General features: G+C 50.6%; 14 protein-coding genes. 6 read left to right on the forward strand and 8 right to left on the reverse strand.

The window, feature by feature from the left end; all coding sequences use genetic code 11:
- Positions 1–25 precede the first annotated feature (25 nt).
- A complete protein-coding gene (gene helD / locus AACU19_RS08275; protein WP_105278079.1) occupies positions 26–2,080 on the reverse strand; it encodes a DNA helicase IV in 2,055 nt (684 codons plus the stop codon).
- Between the two features lie 122 nt (positions 2,081–2,202).
- Here helD and AACU19_RS08280 point away from each other — a divergent pair, with 122 nt between their 5' ends.
- On the forward strand, positions 2,203–2,649 hold the full coding sequence (locus tag AACU19_RS08280; protein WP_001261235.1) for a YccF domain-containing protein: 447 nt from the start codon (positions 2,203–2,205) through the stop codon (positions 2,647–2,649).
- A gap of 9 nt (positions 2,650–2,658) precedes the next feature.
- Positions 2,659–4,821, forward strand: a complete 2,163-nt coding sequence (gene yccS / locus AACU19_RS08285; protein WP_000875038.1) for a YccS family putative transporter — start codon at positions 2,659–2,661, stop codon at positions 4,819–4,821.
- On the opposite strand, the gene sxy is transcribed toward yccS, so the two are convergent.
- Positions 4,784–5,413, reverse strand: a complete 630-nt coding sequence (gene sxy, locus AACU19_RS08290) for a CRP-S regulon transcriptional coactivator Sxy (protein WP_000839153.1) — start codon at positions 5,411–5,413, stop codon at positions 4,784–4,786. The two genes, yccS and sxy, sit on opposite strands and share 38 nt — an antisense overlap.
- A gap of 218 nt (positions 5,414–5,631) precedes the next feature.
- On the opposite strand from sxy, the gene sulA reads away from it, so the two are divergent.
- Both sulA and ompA read left to right on the forward strand, forming a co-directional pair.
- The gene (gene sulA / locus AACU19_RS08295) at positions 5,632–6,141 is read left to right on the forward strand and encodes an SOS-induced cell division inhibitor SulA (protein WP_000288710.1); all 510 of its coding nucleotides are present in this window, start codon (positions 5,632–5,634) and stop codon (positions 6,139–6,141) included.
- A gap of 356 nt (positions 6,142–6,497) precedes the next feature.
- Positions 6,498–7,550, forward strand: a complete 1,053-nt coding sequence (gene ompA / locus AACU19_RS08300; RefSeq protein WP_000750415.1) for a porin OmpA — start codon at positions 6,498–6,500, stop codon at positions 7,548–7,550.
- Positions 7,551–7,625: 75 nt separating this feature from the next.
- On the opposite strand, the gene matP is transcribed toward ompA, so the two are convergent.
- Positions 7,626–8,078, reverse strand: a complete 453-nt coding sequence (matP, locus tag AACU19_RS08305) for a macrodomain Ter protein MatP (protein WP_000877161.1) — start codon at positions 8,076–8,078, stop codon at positions 7,626–7,628.
- 185 nt (positions 8,079–8,263) lie between these two features.
- Here matP and AACU19_RS08310 point away from each other — a divergent pair, with 185 nt between their 5' ends.
- Positions 8,264–10,024, forward strand: coding sequence for an AAA family ATPase (locus AACU19_RS08310; RefSeq protein ID WP_105278080.1), 1,761 nt, complete (start codon positions 8,264–8,266; stop codon positions 10,022–10,024).
- Between the two features lie 68 nt (positions 10,025–10,092).
- Positions 10,093–10,611 (forward strand): bifunctional 3-hydroxydecanoyl-ACP dehydratase/trans-2-decenoyl-ACP isomerase, encoded by a 519-nt coding sequence (gene fabA, locus AACU19_RS08315; RefSeq protein WP_000227927.1) that lies wholly within the window; start codon positions 10,093–10,095, stop codon positions 10,609–10,611.
- A gap of 69 nt (positions 10,612–10,680) precedes the next feature.
- Here fabA and rmf read toward each other — a convergent pair whose 3' ends face one another.
- The 5 genes from rmf to AACU19_RS08340 all read right to left on the reverse strand — a co-directional run bounded on the left by rmf (position 10,681) and on the right by AACU19_RS08340 (position 16,599).
- A complete protein-coding gene (rmf, locus tag AACU19_RS08320) occupies positions 10,681–10,848 on the reverse strand; it encodes a ribosome modulation factor (RefSeq protein WP_000828648.1) in 168 nt (55 codons plus the stop codon).
- Positions 10,849–11,103: 255 nt separating this feature from the next.
- Entirely contained in the window at positions 11,104–11,667 is a 564-nt protein-coding gene (pqiC, locus tag AACU19_RS08325) for a membrane integrity-associated transporter subunit PqiC (RefSeq protein ID WP_001602136.1), read from the reverse strand.
- Positions 11,664–13,304, reverse strand: a complete 1,641-nt coding sequence (gene pqiB, locus AACU19_RS08330; RefSeq protein WP_000445539.1) for an intermembrane transport protein PqiB — start codon at positions 13,302–13,304, stop codon at positions 11,664–11,666. The genes pqiC and pqiB overlap by 4 nt, the downstream gene beginning before the upstream one ends.
- Before the next feature lie 4 nt (positions 13,305–13,308).
- Positions 13,309–14,562, reverse strand: coding sequence for a membrane integrity-associated transporter subunit PqiA (gene pqiA / locus AACU19_RS08335; RefSeq protein ID WP_032302809.1), 1,254 nt, complete (start codon positions 14,560–14,562; stop codon positions 13,309–13,311).
- 129 nt (positions 14,563–14,691) lie between these two features.
- Entirely contained in the window at positions 14,692–16,599 is a 1,908-nt protein-coding gene (locus AACU19_RS08340) for an ABC transporter ATP-binding protein (RefSeq protein WP_032183876.1), read from the reverse strand.
- Between the last annotated feature and the right edge of the window lie 7 nt (positions 16,600–16,606).

The raw sequence follows: 16,606 nt of genomic DNA on the forward strand, positions 1-16,606 counted from the left end.
ACAGGTGGCAAACGCCACCTGTTTCCTACGGTTTTCTCGCCACCGGCACATCCAGATTTTTCAGTATTTCGACAAAGGGAGAGGGATTCTCTTTGTTAAACAATGCCCATACCCGATGGCGTGCCCGGGTCAGCGCCACGTACATTAACCGCCGTTCTTCAGCGTCCGGAAAATCCTCAACCGGGGGTAGTAGCGCCTCTTCCATAATCGACTCCCGCGCCGCAGCCGGAAAACCATCACTCCCCTCCTGCAAGCCAACGATGATGACGTAATCCGCCTGTTGCCCTTTGCTGGCATGAATGGTCATAAAATCGATTTGCAACTTCGGCCAGCGTGTTGCCGCTTTTTCCAGGCTGGCAGGCCTCATGTGATGGTAACGCGCCAGGATCAGAATGCGCTCTTCCGGTTTGGCATAACCAGAGAGCTTATCCAGCAAAGCATCAAGCTGGTTCTCATCCAATAACGTGACGGCCTTTTTATCTCCATTGGTTAAGCTGTTTAGCTGCTTTTTCAGCTGGCCAGGGTTCTGCTGAATAAAACGGTTTGCCACCTCACCGATACGACTGTTAAAACGGTAAGTCGTGTCTAAATCACAGCGATCGCCTTCACCAAAGTTTTCATGGAAAGCGGTGGTGAGCGACATTTGCGCCCCGCTGAAACGGTAAATCGCCTGCCAATCATCGCCAACGGCGAACAACGTCGTTTGACTGTTTTGCTTGCGTAATGCCGCTAACAACGCTGCACGCTGCGGCGAGATATCCTGAAATTCATCAACCAGAATATGCTTCCACGGGCTGATAAAGCGACCTTTCTCCAGAATCACAATCGCCTGGTGAATAAGGCCGGAAAAATCGACAGCGTTTTCTGCCCTCAGCGCACCTTTCCAGGCTTTTAATAACGGGGCCATCAACTTGATACGTTTACTGAACAAGTCGCGAATCTCTTCAGGTGCATTGGCAATCATTTCTGCCTGTGCACCGCCGTGCATTCGCATCAGACTTACCCAGCGATCGAGGCGAGAAGCAAGACGACGCTGTAATTTCTCATCATCCCAGAAGTTACCTTCTGGCACTGACCACTGCATTTCTTCCGTCAGCCATTGCCGCCAGCCCTTCGCCTGCGCTTTCTTTTCGCTGCATTGCTTACGCCACTCAGCAATAAAGAGTTCATGACGGGCAGCGGTATCATTTTCTAGTTTGCTGACTGTCGGAACTTTTTTGCTGCCCTGCTGAATAATATGCAGCGCCAGCGCATGAAATGTGCGTGCGGTAATGTCTTCGGTATGTAGTCGTTCTCGGATACGCTCGTCCATCTCTTCAGCTGCTTTGCGACCAAACGCCAGCAATAAAATTTGCTCAGGGGACGCTTCACCACGCGCCAGCAACCAGCCTGCACGGGCCACCAGCACCGACGTTTTTCCGCTTCCTGCACCGGCCAGCACTAACAGAGAATGCTCGCCGTTAACGACTGCCCGGGCCTGCGCCGGATTCAGCGGTGAAGACTCAACCTGACGGAAAAAATCCACATACTCGGTAAGCATAGCTTCGGTATACGCCTGATTATGCTGCAACCGAGCGCCTTCAATATCTTTTAACCAGGCCTGACATTTACGCCACGCCTCACGGCAGTTATCGAATTCTTCCAGTCGGTTGACCGGCAACGGCAACGCCAACAAAGCCTGGCGGATTTGTTGCTGCACGCCAGAAGTTTGCTCACGCGTCAGCCATTTATTTTCTCCGGTACGCGTGGCAATCAAATCCAGTTGCTGGCGTAAAACACCAGCCGCAATTTCGCTCATCTCCCCACTCCACCGCCGCCAGTGAGCATCAAGATGATGGTAAAAACGCTGCGTCTCGCCCCATTCGGTGCCGTGCAGACGCACCACTTTTTCGTCCGGCAGTACAAATTCCAGCTCGCCCCATACCAGACCGCGCTTACAGTGAATTGCCAGTAATTGATTGAAAGGAATAAGGTATTCGTGGCGATCGCCGGAGACTTTAATCCCGGCATTGAGGATCATCGCCCGATCGTAAGGGTGCTGTGCCAGACGTTTTCCAAGCGTTGTCGCTTTCAGTTCCATGACTCTGTAGATCCACACGAAATGATTTCTTATCAGTGTAACCGTCAGAGAAAACGTGCTCCAGCCCAAAAAAACGTTACAATTGCCGCCCATTACTGAAAACCACAGTAAAGCGAGGTTTTATGCGTACCGTTTTGAACATTCTGAACTTTGTGCTTGGCGGATTTGCCACCACTCTGGGCTGGCTGTTGGCGACTTTGGTCAGTATTGTGCTGATTTTTACCTTACCGCTGACACGATCCTGCTGGGAGATCACTAAACTTTCTCTGGTGCCTTATGGCAATGAAGCTATTCATGTCGATGAACTCAACCCGGCTGGCAAAAATGTGCTGCTGAATACTGGCGGTACGGTATTGAATATTTTCTGGCTGATTTTCTTTGGCTGGTGGTTATGCCTGATGCACATTGCAACGGGCATCGCACAATGTATTTCCATCATTGGCATTCCTGTCGGCATTGCGAACTTTAAAATTGCCGCTATTGCACTATGGCCGGTCGGTCGTCGCGTGGTATCGGTAGAAACAGCGCAAGCTGCGCGTGAAGCCAATGCACGTCGTCGTTTTGAATAATCCACTAATATGGCCTTTATGCTAAGTCCTTTGCTCAAACGCTATACCTGGAACAGCGCCTGGCTGTATTACGCGCGTATTTTTATTGCGCTTTGTGGAACCACAGCGTTTCCGTGGTGGCTGGGTGATGTAAAACTGACGATTCCGCTGACGCTGGGGATGGTGGCAGCGGCGCTGACCGATCTCGATGACCGGCTGGCGGGACGTTTGCGTAACCTCATCATTACGCTGTTCTGCTTTTTTATCGCCTCGGCCTCAGTAGAATTGCTGTTTCCCTGGCCCTGGCTATTTGCAATTGGTTTAACGCTCTCTACCAGCGGCTTCATTTTGCTCGGCGGTCTGGGTCAACGCTATGCAACAATTGCCTTCGGTGCGTTACTGATCGCCATTTACACTATGTTGGGGACGTCACTGTATGAGCACTGGTATCAGCAGCCGATGTATCTGCTGGCCGGTGCCGTCTGGTACAACGTCCTGACACTTATTGGTCATCTACTGTTCCCGGTCCGCCCGCTGCAGGACAACCTGGCGCGTTGCTATGAACAACTGGCGCGTTACCTTGAGCTCAAGTCACGCATGTTTGATCCTGATATTGAAGATGAAAGCCAGGCACCGCTGTACGATTTGGCTCTCGCCAACGGTCAGCTGATGGCGACATTGAATCAGACGAAACTCTCGCTGCTGACCCGCTTACGTGGCGATCGTGGTCAACGGGGAACGCGTCGCACGCTGCATTATTACTTTGTCGCGCAGGATATTCACGAGCGTGCCAGCTCTTCTCATATTCAGTATCAAACATTGCGTGAACATTTTCGCCACAGCGACGTGCTGTTCCGTTTTCAGCGACTGATGTCGATGCAGGGCCAGGCGTGCCAGCAACTGTCACGCTGTATTTTGCTGCGTCAGCCTTATCAACATGATCCGCATTTTGAGCGCGCTTTTACGCATATTGATGCTGCGCTGGAGCGGATGCGCGATAACGGCGCGCCTGCCGATTTACTCAAAACACTGGGATTTTTGCTGAACAATTTACGCGCTATTGATGCCCAACTGGCAACAATTGAATCAGAACAGGCCCAGGCACTGCCCCATAATAATGACGAAAATGAGCTCGCTGATGACAGCCCGCACGGATTGAGTGATATCTGGCTGCGTCTTAGCCGTCACTTCACACCGGAATCCGCCCTCTTCCGTCATGCGGTAAGAATGTCGCTGGTGTTGTGCTTCGGCTACGCCATCATTCAGATAACCGGAATGCATCACGGGTATTGGATCTTGCTGACAAGTTTGTTTGTCTGCCAGCCAAACTATAACGCCACGCGCCACCGCCTGAAGTTAAGGATTATTGGTACGCTGGTAGGTATCGCCATTGGCATTCCTGTGCTGTGGTTTGTGCCGTCACTGGAAGGGCAGCTGGTGCTGCTGGTTATTACCGGCGTGCTCTTTTTTGCCTTCCGTAACGTGCAATATGCCCATGCAACGATGTTCATCACACTTTTGGTGCTATTGTGTTTTAACTTGCTGGGTGAAGGTTTTGAAGTGGCGTTACCTCGCGTAATCGATACGCTGATTGGTTGTGCCATTGCGTGGGCGGCGGTGAGCTACATCTGGCCTGACTGGAAGTTTCGCAATCTGCCGCGCATGCTCGAACGTGCCACCGAGGCCAACTGTCGCTATCTCGATGCCATACTGGAGCAATACCATCAGGGGCGTGATAACCGTCTGGCGTATCGTATTGCCCGCCGCGATGCACACAACCGTGATGCTGAACTGGCGTCGGTGGTATCAAATATGTCCAGCGAGCCGAACGTTACCCCGCAAATTCGCGAGGCCGCGTTTCGGTTGCTGTGCCTTAACCATACGTTTACCAGCTATATCTCAGCCCTCGGTGCTCACCGGGAGCAGTTAACTAATCCTGAAATTCTGGCGTTTCTTGATGACGCAGTTTGCTATGTTGATGACGCGCTACATCATCAACCTGCTGATGAAGAACGCGTCAATCAGGCATTAGCTGACCTGAAACAGCGGATGCAGCAACTTGAACCACGGGCAGACAGCAAAGAACCTCTGGTCGTACAACAAGTCGGGTTATTGATTGCATTACTGCCAGAGATTGGTCGTCTGCAACGCCAGATTACTCAAGTTCCGCAGGAAACTCCTGTTTCGGCGTAAGAGAGTCAGCCCATTCTGCAAGCTCCTGGCGGCGTGCCACCGGGAGCGCAGCTTCATGAATGCCGATAATGGCCCCTTCAAGCATAAACAGAATCTTTTCTGTCACCAGACTATTTTGCTGCCGCAGTCGCAACCAACACATTTTTGCCCCAAGTATACGTAACGCCCGTACATCCTTAATCCCCACCTCCCCGAGTATCGCTTCCAGATGAAAAGACATATTGGGCAAATCTTTCAGTCTTTCCCGGGTATTGCGCGTGCTTTTCTCTTTCAGCGCTGCATCGAGAGAATATTTCGACAGACGCACCAGCTTCAGTTGATTTCGCCATAGACTTTCATCAACCCGATAGTAATTGAGGGTAACGGATCGGCCACACTTTTTATATGTCAGCCAGACAGGCGGATGTTTTACACAGTACTGTGCACTTTGCTCACAAGCCCGAAGATACAACTCACCATCAGAAACCATCGCAAACACCGTGTCGTCAACGGTCAGGCTGTAACTACCAAACAATGATCGGTATTCAATTGTGCCCAACGTTGCCAGGTATTCTTGTGATTTATAGATCCGCTTATAGGAGAGGCTTTTCATAAAATTCCTTTTAAAATCATAACATAAAAGAATGATTCACATTAACGGATCCGTTAACTACGAAAATAGGCAACTTATTCTTAAGGGGCAAGATTAATTTATGTTTTCCCGTCACTAACGACAAAATTTGCGAGGCTCTTTCCGAAAATAGGGTTGATCTTTGTCGTCACTGGATGTACTGTACATCCATACAGTAACTCACAGGGGCTGGATTGATTATGTACACTTCAGGCTATGCACATCGTTCTTCGTCGTTCTCATCCGCAGCAAGTAAAATTGCGCGTGTCTCTACGGAAAACACTACAGCCGGGCTTATCAGTGAAGTTGTCTATCGCGAAGATCAGCCCATGATGACGCAACTTCTACTGTTGCCATTGTTACAGCAACTCGGTCAGCAATCGCGCTGGCAACTCTGGTTAACACCGCAACAAAAACTGAGTCGGGAATGGGTTCAGGCATCTGGGCTACCCTTAACGAAAGTGATGCAGATTAGCCAGCTCTCCCCTTGCCACACTGTGGAGTCAATGGTTCGCGCTTTACGCACGGGCAATTACAGTGTGGTGATCGGTTGGTTGGCAGATGATTTGACTGAAGAAGAGCATGCTGAACTTGTTGATGCGGCAAATGAAGGTAACGCTATGGGGTTTATTATGCGTCCGGTAAGCGCATCCTCTCACGCAACGAGACAACTTTCCGGGCTAAAAATTCACTCTAATTTGTATCATTAAGTAAATTTAGGATTAATCCTGGAACTTTTTTTGTCGCCCAGCCAATGCTTTCAGTCGTGACTAATTTTCCTTGCAGAGGCTTGTCTGAAGCGGTTTCCGCGATTTTCTTCTGTAAATTGTCGCTGACAAAAAAGATTAAACGTACCTTATACAAGACTTTTTTTTCATATGCCTGACGGAGTTCACACTTGTAAGTTTTCAACTACGTTGTAGACTTTACATCGCCAGGGGTGCTCGGCATAAGCCGAAGATATCGGTAGAGTTAATATTGAGCAGATCCCCCGGTGAAGGATTTAACCGTGTTATCTCGTTGGAGATATTCATGGCGTATTTTGGATGATAACGAGGCGCAAAAAATGAAAAAGACAGCTATCGCGATTGCAGTGGCACTGGCTGGTTTCGCTACCGTAGCGCAGGCCGCTCCGAAAGATAACACCTGGTACACTGGTGCTAAACTGGGCTGGTCCCAGTACCATGACACTGGTTTCATCAACAACAATGGTCCGACCCACGAAAACCAACTGGGCGCTGGTGCTTTTGGTGGTTACCAGGTTAACCCGTATGTTGGCTTTGAAATGGGTTATGACTGGTTAGGTCGTATGCCATACAAAGGCGACAACATCAATGGCGCATATAAAGCTCAGGGCGTTCAACTGACCGCCAAACTGGGTTACCCAATCACTGACGATCTGGACATCTACACTCGTCTGGGTGGTATGGTATGGCGTGCAGACACCAAGGCTAACGTACCTGGTGGCGCATCCTTTAAAGACCACGATACCGGTGTTTCTCCGGTCTTCGCTGGCGGTGTTGAGTACGCGATCACTCCTGAAATCGCTACCCGTCTGGAATACCAGTGGACCAACAACATCGGTGACGCACACACCATCGGTACTCGTCCGGACAACGGCCTGCTGAGCCTGGGTGTTTCCTACCGTTTCGGTCAGGGCGAAGCAGCTCCAGTAGTTGCTCCGGCACCAGCTCCGGCACCGGAAGTACAGACCAAGCACTTCACTCTGAAGTCTGACGTTCTGTTCAACTTCAACAAAGCAACCCTGAAACCGGAAGGTCAGGCTGCTCTGGATCAGCTGTACAGCCAGCTGAGCAACCTGGATCCGAAAGATGGTTCCGTAGTTGTTCTGGGTTACACTGACCGCATCGGTTCTGACGCTTACAACCAGGGTCTGTCCGAGCGTCGTGCTCAGTCCGTTGTTGATTACCTGATCTCTAAAGGTATCCCGGCAGACAAAATCTCTGCACGTGGTATGGGTGAATCCAACCCGGTTACTGGCAACACCTGTGACAACGTGAAACAGCGTGCTGCGCTGATCGACTGCCTGGCTCCGGATCGTCGCGTAGAGATCGAAGTTAAAGGCATCAAAGACGTTGTAACTCAGCCGCAGGCTTAAGTTATCGTCTGATAGAAAAACCCCGCAGCTGCGGGGTTTTTTTCGCCTTGCGTAAATTGAACTGACTCTCGACAGTTATTCCTTACCCAGTAATGCCTGCAGATCCTGCTTCAAAGAAGACATTTTATTCGCGTATTTCTCTTTGTTTTCCGCATCTTCAATCAGCTGAACAATCGTTTCGGAAAGTGTTTTACCGCGACGCTGCGCAAGACCAGCCAGACGTTGCCAGACAATAAATTCCAGATCGATCGATTTTTTGCGCGTATGCTGGTGTTCCGCATTAAAATGGCGCTTTCGTCTGGCCCGAATGGTCTGCTTCATGCGATTGACCAGTTCCGGATTCATATGCTTGTCAATCCAGCCATTTACCAGCACGGGTTCATTTTCCAGCGAGAGCAACACATCGACGGCTTCCTGGGCGGCACTGGCTTCTATGTAACGGGTGATTAACTCCCCTTCGCGGTGCTTCTTCACCAGATACTTCCATTTCCAACCGCTTTCAAGATTTTCAAGTTGTTGATATTTCATAGCGATCTCAATGTTACCGTGTAACTCTTTACAGAATATCAGCTTTTTAGGCCAGTGAAGAAAAGAATCTCCATCCTGTGAGCTTTAACGCCCATGCCAGGAGTATTGTCGGTGCTTTCTACGTGTGCTGCAGTGCCGGTTACGGTATAATCGCGGCTTTGACAACAGACTAAAAAACATCAACTTTGACCATTACGAAACTTGCATGGCGTGACCTGGTTCCTGATACCGATAGCTATCAGGAAATATTTGCTCAGCCACATTTGATTGACGAAAACGATCCTTTATTCAGTGATACTCAACCGCGACTGCAATTTGCGCTGGAGCAGTTGCTGCATACGCGAGCATCCTCCTCTTTTATGCTGGCGAAGGCCCCGGAAGAGTCTGAGTATCTGAATCTTATTGCCGATGCCGCGCGTGCGCTACAAAGCGATGCAGGCCAACTGGTGGGCGGTCACTATGAGGTTTCCGGCCACACCATCCGCTTACGTAACGCAGTGAGTGCAGATGATAATTTTGCGACTTTAACGCAAGTTGTCGCTGCCGACTGGGTAGAAGCGGAACAACTCTTTGGCTGCCTGCGCCAGTTTAATGGTGACATTACCCTGCAGCCAGGTCTGGTGCATCAGGCAAATGGCGGTATTCTCATCATCTCTTTGCGTACACTGCTGGCGCAACCTCTGCTGTGGATGCGGCTGAAAAATATCGTTAACCGCGAGCGTTTTGACTGGGTTGCGTTTGATGAGTCCCGCCCTCTCCCCGTCTCTGTGCCTTCGATGCCATTGAAGCTGAAAGTCATTCTGGTAGGCGAACGCGAATCATTAGCTGATTTCCAGGAGATGGAGCCAGAGCTTGCTGAGCAGGCTATTTATAGCGAATTTGAAGATACTCTGCAGATTGTCGATGCGGAGTCAGTAAACCAGTGGTGTCGTTGGGTGACATTTACCGCCAGACATAACCACTTACCTGCACCGGGAGCGGATGCCTGGCCGGTACTTATTCGCGAAGCCGCACGCTACACCGGTGAACAAGAAACACTGCCGCTTAGCCCGCAGTGGATCCTCCGCCAGTGTAAAGAGGTCGCCTCACTGTGTGATGGCGACACCTTCTCCGGCGAGCAGCTAAACTTAATGTTACAGCAGCGTGAATGGCGCGAAGGTTTCCTCGCTGAACGCATGCAGGATGAGATCCTTCAGGAGCAAATCCTGATTGAAACCGAAGGCGAACGCATCGGGCAAATTAACGCCCTTTCGGTCATTGAATTTCCGGGTCATCCGCGCGCTTTTGGCGAACCTTCTCGCATTAGCTGCGTTGTACATATTGGCGATGGTGAATTCACTGACATCGAACGCAAAGCGGAGCTTGGCGGCAATATCCATGCGAAAGGGATGATGATCATGCAGGCGTTCCTGATGTCGGAACTTCAGCTTGAGCAACAGATCCCCTTCTCAGCATCGCTGACATTTGAGCAGTCATATAGCGAAGTGGATGGCGATAGTGCCTCAATGGCTGAACTCTGCGCCCTGATAAGCGCCCTCGCCGATGTGCCGGTGAATCAGAGTATTGCTATCACAGGTTCAGTCGATCAATTCGGTCGCGCCCAGCCAGTCGGTGGTTTAAATGAGAAAATCGAAGGCTTCTTTGCTATTTGCCAGCAACGTGAGTTAACGGGGAAACAAGGTGTCATTATCCCCACTGCTAACGTTCGCCATTTAAGTCTTCACAGTGAACTGGTGAAAGCAGTAGAGGAAGGCAAATTCACCATCTGGGCAGTAGACGATGTGACTGAAGCACTGCCGTTATTATTAAATCTGGTGTGGGATGGCGAGGGCCAAACGACGCTGATGCAAACTATCCAGGAACGTATCGCGCAAGCATCGCAACAGGAAGGACGTCATCGTTTTCCATGGCCATTACGTTGGCTGAACTGGTTTATTCCGAACTGATCGGACTTGTTCAGCGTACACGTGTTAGCTATCCTGCGTGCTTCAATAAAATAAGGCTTACAGAGAACATGGTAGATAAACGCGAATCCTATACAAAAGAAGACCTTCTTGCCTCTGGTCGCGGTGAACTGTTTGGCGCTAAAGGCCCGCAATTGCCAGCACCGAACATGCTGATGATGGACCGTGTCGTCAAAATGACCGAAACGGGGGGGAACTTCGACAAAGGGTATGTTGAAGCAGAACTGGATATCAATCCGGATCTGTGGTTCTTCGGATGCCACTTCATTGGCGATCCGGTTATGCCGGGATGCCTGGGCCTGGACGCAATGTGGCAGCTGGTAGGGTTCTACCTCGGCTGGCTGGGCGGCGAAGGTAAAGGCCGCGCACTGGGTGTTGGCGAAGTGAAATTCACTGGTCAGGTTCTGCCGACAGCAAAAAAAGTGACCTACCGTATTCACTTTAAACGCATTGTTAATCGTCGTCTGATTATGGGTCTGGCAGATGGCGAAGTGCTGGTTGATGGTCGTCTGATCTATACCGCCAGCGACCTGAAAGTCGGTCTGTTCCAGGATACGTCTGCCTTCTGATTGAAATCAGACAGAGTATAAAAAGGCGAAACCTCCGCATTGCGGAGGTTTCTTTTTAAAGAGACAGAATCAGGCCATTACTACCCTGTCCGCCATGGCTTCTCGCCAGCCTCCCAGCCATTGTGACCTTTGATTCAGCGTCTGATAGGGACACATTTCTTTTGAGCGTCCGGCGATGCCGGCCTGATAACCACGTTGATGTGCCCGTTCCAGGCGATCTCGTTTTTGTCTCTTCATGCCTCGTTTCCCTCATACTGGTTTCTGGTGGAAAAGAAAACAGTGATTACTAAATGTGCAATCACAGTTAAGCAATACCGCGAATCATAACTGCCGTCAATGCGCAAAATTCACGCCACTGTCATATTTGTGAGCTACACGGGCATGTCGGTTGTACAAAAAATGTGAAGAGGAACAACTTTTTCCGCACGTTAGAAACAAAAAAACCGCCTCAGGCAACATACCGGAGACGGTTATATTTACAAATCTTTATGATTACGGTAGACGCTTTATCTCTTGCGCAATAGAAGCGGCTTCCTGACTCCAGATACTGGCCAGCACTTTAACCATTTCATCGTAACCATCCTGAGTTTGCACCCCTTCCAGACGGAACGGACGTTTGATCAGTTGTCCCTGGTGGTTCAACAGCCACTCACCACTGACAATGACCTTGCCATCATAGCGACCGTTAAACTCTGTTACGGTAACATTGAGCGTGTCCTGGGCGCTTCCCAGAGGCTGGGAGGCAACCACCCAGCCGGGCAGTTGCGTGCTCAGGTTGGCAACCAGGGTGTTGCGCAACTGTTGATCCAGCGGGCTGGCCCACAAGTTGTTGTTGGCAATCACATACTTCACATCACTGGTTTGATAAACCACACCATTCCCCGCCAAATAGTCAGGAACAGCGACCTGCTCTACCCATAACAGGCGATTACCCTGGCTGGCGGTACTTTGTGTACCGCTCTGCACCACAGGTAACTGGTAATAGTTTTTATTGATCTCGCCGGAGCTGCATCCGGCCAGCCACAGTGCCGCAATCGTCACTAGCCACTTTTTCATTGTTTCGCCCTCTTCGGCTCTGGATCTTTTTTGTCCTTCGCTTCAAATACCAGCGCGTTACTCTTCTCGTTGAGCGTTTTCAGCACCGGCTGCAGTTCACGCAACACCTGATCAAGGCGCTGCATATCCGCCACCATCTTGTTGTAGGCTGCGGAGCCAGGCTGGAAGCCCTGCATACTGCGATTCAACTCACGTAATGTTGACTGCATATCGGTCGGCAACTGCTGCATCGACTGGCTGGCGAGGATCTTGTTCATGCTATCCAGTGTCGTTTGCAGGTTTTTCATGGTGCGCTGACTTTCAGAAAGCGTACTGGTCGCCTGCTCAATCATCGGATTCAATGGCAGTTTGTTGATTTTATCCAACGCTTCCATCAGACGCTGCTGGATTTGCGCCAGGCCGCCGCTAACGGTCGGGATAATCTGATAACCATTAAACTCACGAATACCGGTAATAGCAGGGCTATTTGGATAGAAATCGAGATCAACATACAGTGCGCCAGTGACCAGATTTCCGGTCTTCAGCGATCCGCGTAAACCACGTTTCAACAATTCGCCAAGGTGCTCAACAACATCCGCATTTTCACCAAGCTGCATTTTCAGCCGCTCTGGTTCGATACGAATCAGTACCGGAATACGGTAATCATCGTTAAATGTCTGACGCATATTCGGCGCAAAGAATGGCACTTTGCTTACGGTACCCAGGCGAATACCCCTGAATTCTACCGGAGCTCCCGGTTGCAGACCGCGTACCGAATCTTTAAAGAACATCAGATAATCAATGTGATCGGTGTACAACGAATCCTGAATGCTCTTCTGATCATCATACAAAACGAAAGCTGTTTTCGGTGCCACTGGCTGCCCTAAATCCAGACCTTCCGGCACATCAAAGCTGACACCGCCACTAAGCAGCGTTGTCAATGAGCCCATCTCCACACGCATTCCCGCTGACGTCAAATCAACCGCAATGCCACTATCTTTCCAGAAGCGAACATTGCTGGTCACCAATCGGTCATAAGGTGCATTGATGAACAGTTGATAGCTGATATTGCGTTTTTGCGTATCGAAGGTGCTGGTTTCAACCGAACCTACCCGATAGCCACGGAACAGCACGGGATCTCCTGGCGAGAGCTGCCCGGCTTTTTTGCTATCGAGAATCACACGGATACCTTTCGCATCAGGCGGGGCCAACGGTGGCGAGTCCAGCAAATCGTATTTATCCATTTTGCTGCCTTTCGCGCCTGGCTGCAGTTCGATATAAACCCCAGACAGCAGCGTTCCCAGGCCGCTAATCCCTTCTCGACCAATCTGCGGTTTCACCACCCAAAAGACGGTATCTTTATGCAGCAATTTTTCCATACCGGAATTCAGCCGCGCTTTGATTTCAACGTGCGTCAAATCATCAGCCAGTGTGGCGCTTTCAACCACGCCGACGTCAACGCTACGGCTTTTAATGGTGGTTTTACCACCTTCTATTCCTTCCGCATTCGCGGTGATCAGGGTCACTTCCGGCCCCTGATGGCTGTAATGATAAAAAAGAACCCAGGCCCCAATGAGCGCCGTGACGATAGGAAATATCCACACGGGAGACCAGTTCTTCACTTTCTGGATTTTGGCTTCCCCATTATTAGATTCCATACTGTCAGGACTCCTCATGCTCTGATTCAGGTTGACGATCCCACGACAAACGCGGGTCAAACGTCATAGCAGAAAACATTGTCATTATGACGACTAAAGCAAACATTAATGCACCCATTGCCGGATAAATACTCATTAAACCTCCCATACGCACCAGCGCCGAGAGCACCGCGATAACGAAAACGTCAATCATCGACCAGCGGCCTACAAACTCAACAACTTCATAAATCAAATGCATTCTTTCACTGTCGCGCTTGCCATGCCCTTTGGCATCCCAACACAACCACGCGATGGCGATCATCTTTAACGTTGGCACCATAATACTGGCCAGAAAGATAACCGCAGCGACGGGATAAGAGCCTTCGCTCCATAACAGAATAACCCCGGCGAGAATCGTCGACGGCATCTTCGAGCCTAATAAATCCGTCACCATGATGGGCAAAATATTAGCCGGAAGATACAACATGATGGACGTAACAAGCAGTGCGAGTGTCCACTGCAGGCTGTTTCTACGACGAACATACCCTTTGGTACTACAGCGCGGACACACAGGTTCATCAGCAGGAAGGATTGCCGTGCAACAGGAGCACGAACGCAGCCCCTGGCGTATCCCCGTGACGCCCGGTTTTAGCGGCTGGCGCAGTTCTGGCATTGGGGCGATATCGTCCCATAACCAGCGACGATCAACGCACTGAAAGGCGCGCAGTTGCAGGATACAAAATAAACACCAGGGGAGAAAGCTGCTGCCTACACCAATGCTGCCGTAGGCCATCAGTTTAACGAAACTCACCAGCACACCCGCGAGGAAAATCTCCGCCATTCCCCATGTTTTGAGTTGAAAAAGCACCCGTGCCAGTTGCTCTTTTAAACGGACCGGTAATTGTGCGCGATTAACCAGTAACAGAATAGTTATCAGGCAAAACGCGGGAACCAGTTGCACAAACAACAGGAAAAAGGTGCCGAGGCTGGCGTAGTCCTCAGAAAAAAGCACGCCGGGAATTTCCAGTAATGTAATTTCACTGGTGACTCCCGCAACGTTCATATTCACAAAAGGAAACAAGTTGGACAGCAACAGCATGAACAGTGCAGCCAACGCATAGGCGGTAGGACGCTGCCGAGGGGCATCCCACGCCACGGTTAACGTTGTGCCACACCGGGGACATGCCGCTTTCTGACCATGCTCAAGGCGCGGTAACGCCACCAGCATGTCACACTGCGAGCACAGGATGTGCTTCGCGGCATGATGATGTTCGCACATTGGTACTCCTTAATGATGCGCTATTTTACAGATGACGAACAAAGTGTTGGTTTTCATGCCTGATAAACCCAGTGCATCAGGCAATTTTACCGTAGTCAGCTGTCTCTGTTTAAATCGACTATTTTGCGATCAGCCACCATTTTTTAACGCTTCAAGATACTCCCAGCGTTCAAAGGCTTGCTCCAGCTCCTGCTCTGCAGCAGCCATATCGGCGAGCACTTTTTGTGTCTGCTCATGCGGCTGACTGAAGAAGGAAGCATCCGCCACCTGCGTCTGTAGGGCTTCCAGCTTCGCCTCCAGATCTTCGAGCAATTGCGGTAGCTGCTCCAGTTCGCGCTGCAATTTATAGCTTAGTTTGCTACTGCTGCGTTTTACAGTTTCTGCTTTTGGCACGGCGGTTTCTTCGGTTTTTTTCACCGCAGGCTGTTTGAGCGCCACATACTGTTCTTGCTGACCACGGGCATCATGATAACCGCCGACATAACGACCAATTTTACCGCCGCCTTCGAAGATCCAGCATTCTGTAACCGTGTTATCGACAAACTGACGATCGTGGCTCACCAGCAATACCGTGCCCTGGTAGCTGTCGATCAGTTCTTCCAGCAATTCCAGCGTTTCGACATCAAGGTCGTTGGTCGGTTCGTCAAGAATCAATAAGTTGCTTGGTTTGAGGAACAAACGCGCCAGCAGCAAGCGGTTACGCTCACCGCCAGATAGCGCACGTACCGGCGTCATCGCCCGTTTCGGATGGAACAGGAAGTCCTGCAAATAACCCAGTACATGGCGTGGTTTGCCATTAACCATCACCTCTTGTTTGCCTTCGGCCAGGTTATCCATCACCGTTTTATCGGGATCCAGTTCCGCGCGGTGCTGATCGAAATAAGCCACTTCCAGTTTGGTGCCAACGTGAATACGCCCGCTGTCCGCCTGAAGCTGACCGAGCATCAGTTTCAGCAGCGTGGTTTTGCCGCATCCATTCGGACCAATCAGGGCAATTTTGTCGCCACGTAGAACCTGGGCAGAAAAATCTTTCACCAGTTGCTTACCGTCGACCTGGTAGCAAACGTCTTCCATTTCGAAAACGATCTTACCGGAGCGGCTGGCCTCTTCCACCTGCATCTTCGCCGTCCCCATAACCTCACGGCGCTGGCTACGTTCACGGCGCATTGCTTTCAGGGCGCGTACGCGGCCTTCATTACGGGTACGGCGCGCTTTGATCCCCTGGCGGATCCACACCTCTTCCTGCGCAAGTTTGCGATCAAATTCGGCGTTTTGCAGCTCTTCCACGCGCAGGGCTTCTTCCTTTTCTAGCAGATACTGGTCGTAATTCCCCGGATAGGTCACCAGCTTGCCGCGATCCAGATCAACAATGCGCGTCGCCATGTTGCGAATAAATGAACGGTCGTGGGAGATGAAAATAATCGTCCCATTGAAAGTTTTGAGGAATCCTTCCAGCCAGTCGATGGTTTCGATATCAAGGTGGTTAGTCGGTTCGTCGAGCAACAACACGCGCGGATTGCTCACCAGTGCGCGTCCTAATGCCGCTTTACGCAACCAGCCGCCGGAAAGCGACGACAGCGCAACGTTAGGATCTAACCCCAGTTGCGCCAGCACTTCGTTAATGCGGTTTTCCAGCTGCCACAGGTTGTGGTGATCCAACTGTTCCTGAACCTTCGCCAGTTCGTTGAGATTTTTCTCGCTCGGGTCGTTCATCACCAGGCGCGAAATATCGTGATAGCGTTTCAGGTATTCCGCTTGTTCTTCAATGCCTTCGGCAACGAAATCATAAACGCTACCCTCAACGTTACGCGGCGGATCCTGTTGCAGACGAGCGACAATCAAATCTTGCTCGTAAATAATGCGACCGTCATCCAGCCCTTGTTCACGGTTGAGGATTTTCATTAACGTCGATTTGCCTGCGCCGTTACGGCCTACCAGACAAACACGTTCGTTATCTTCGATATGCAGTTCTGCGTTATCGAGAAGCGGCGCGTCGCTGAACGACAGCCATGCGCCATGCATACTGATTAATGACATTACTATT

The organism is Escherichia sp. MOD1-EC4550 (assembly GCF_963876935.1).
In the GTDB taxonomy this organism is placed as follows: domain Bacteria; phylum Pseudomonadota; class Gammaproteobacteria; order Enterobacterales; family Enterobacteriaceae; genus Escherichia; species Escherichia coli_F.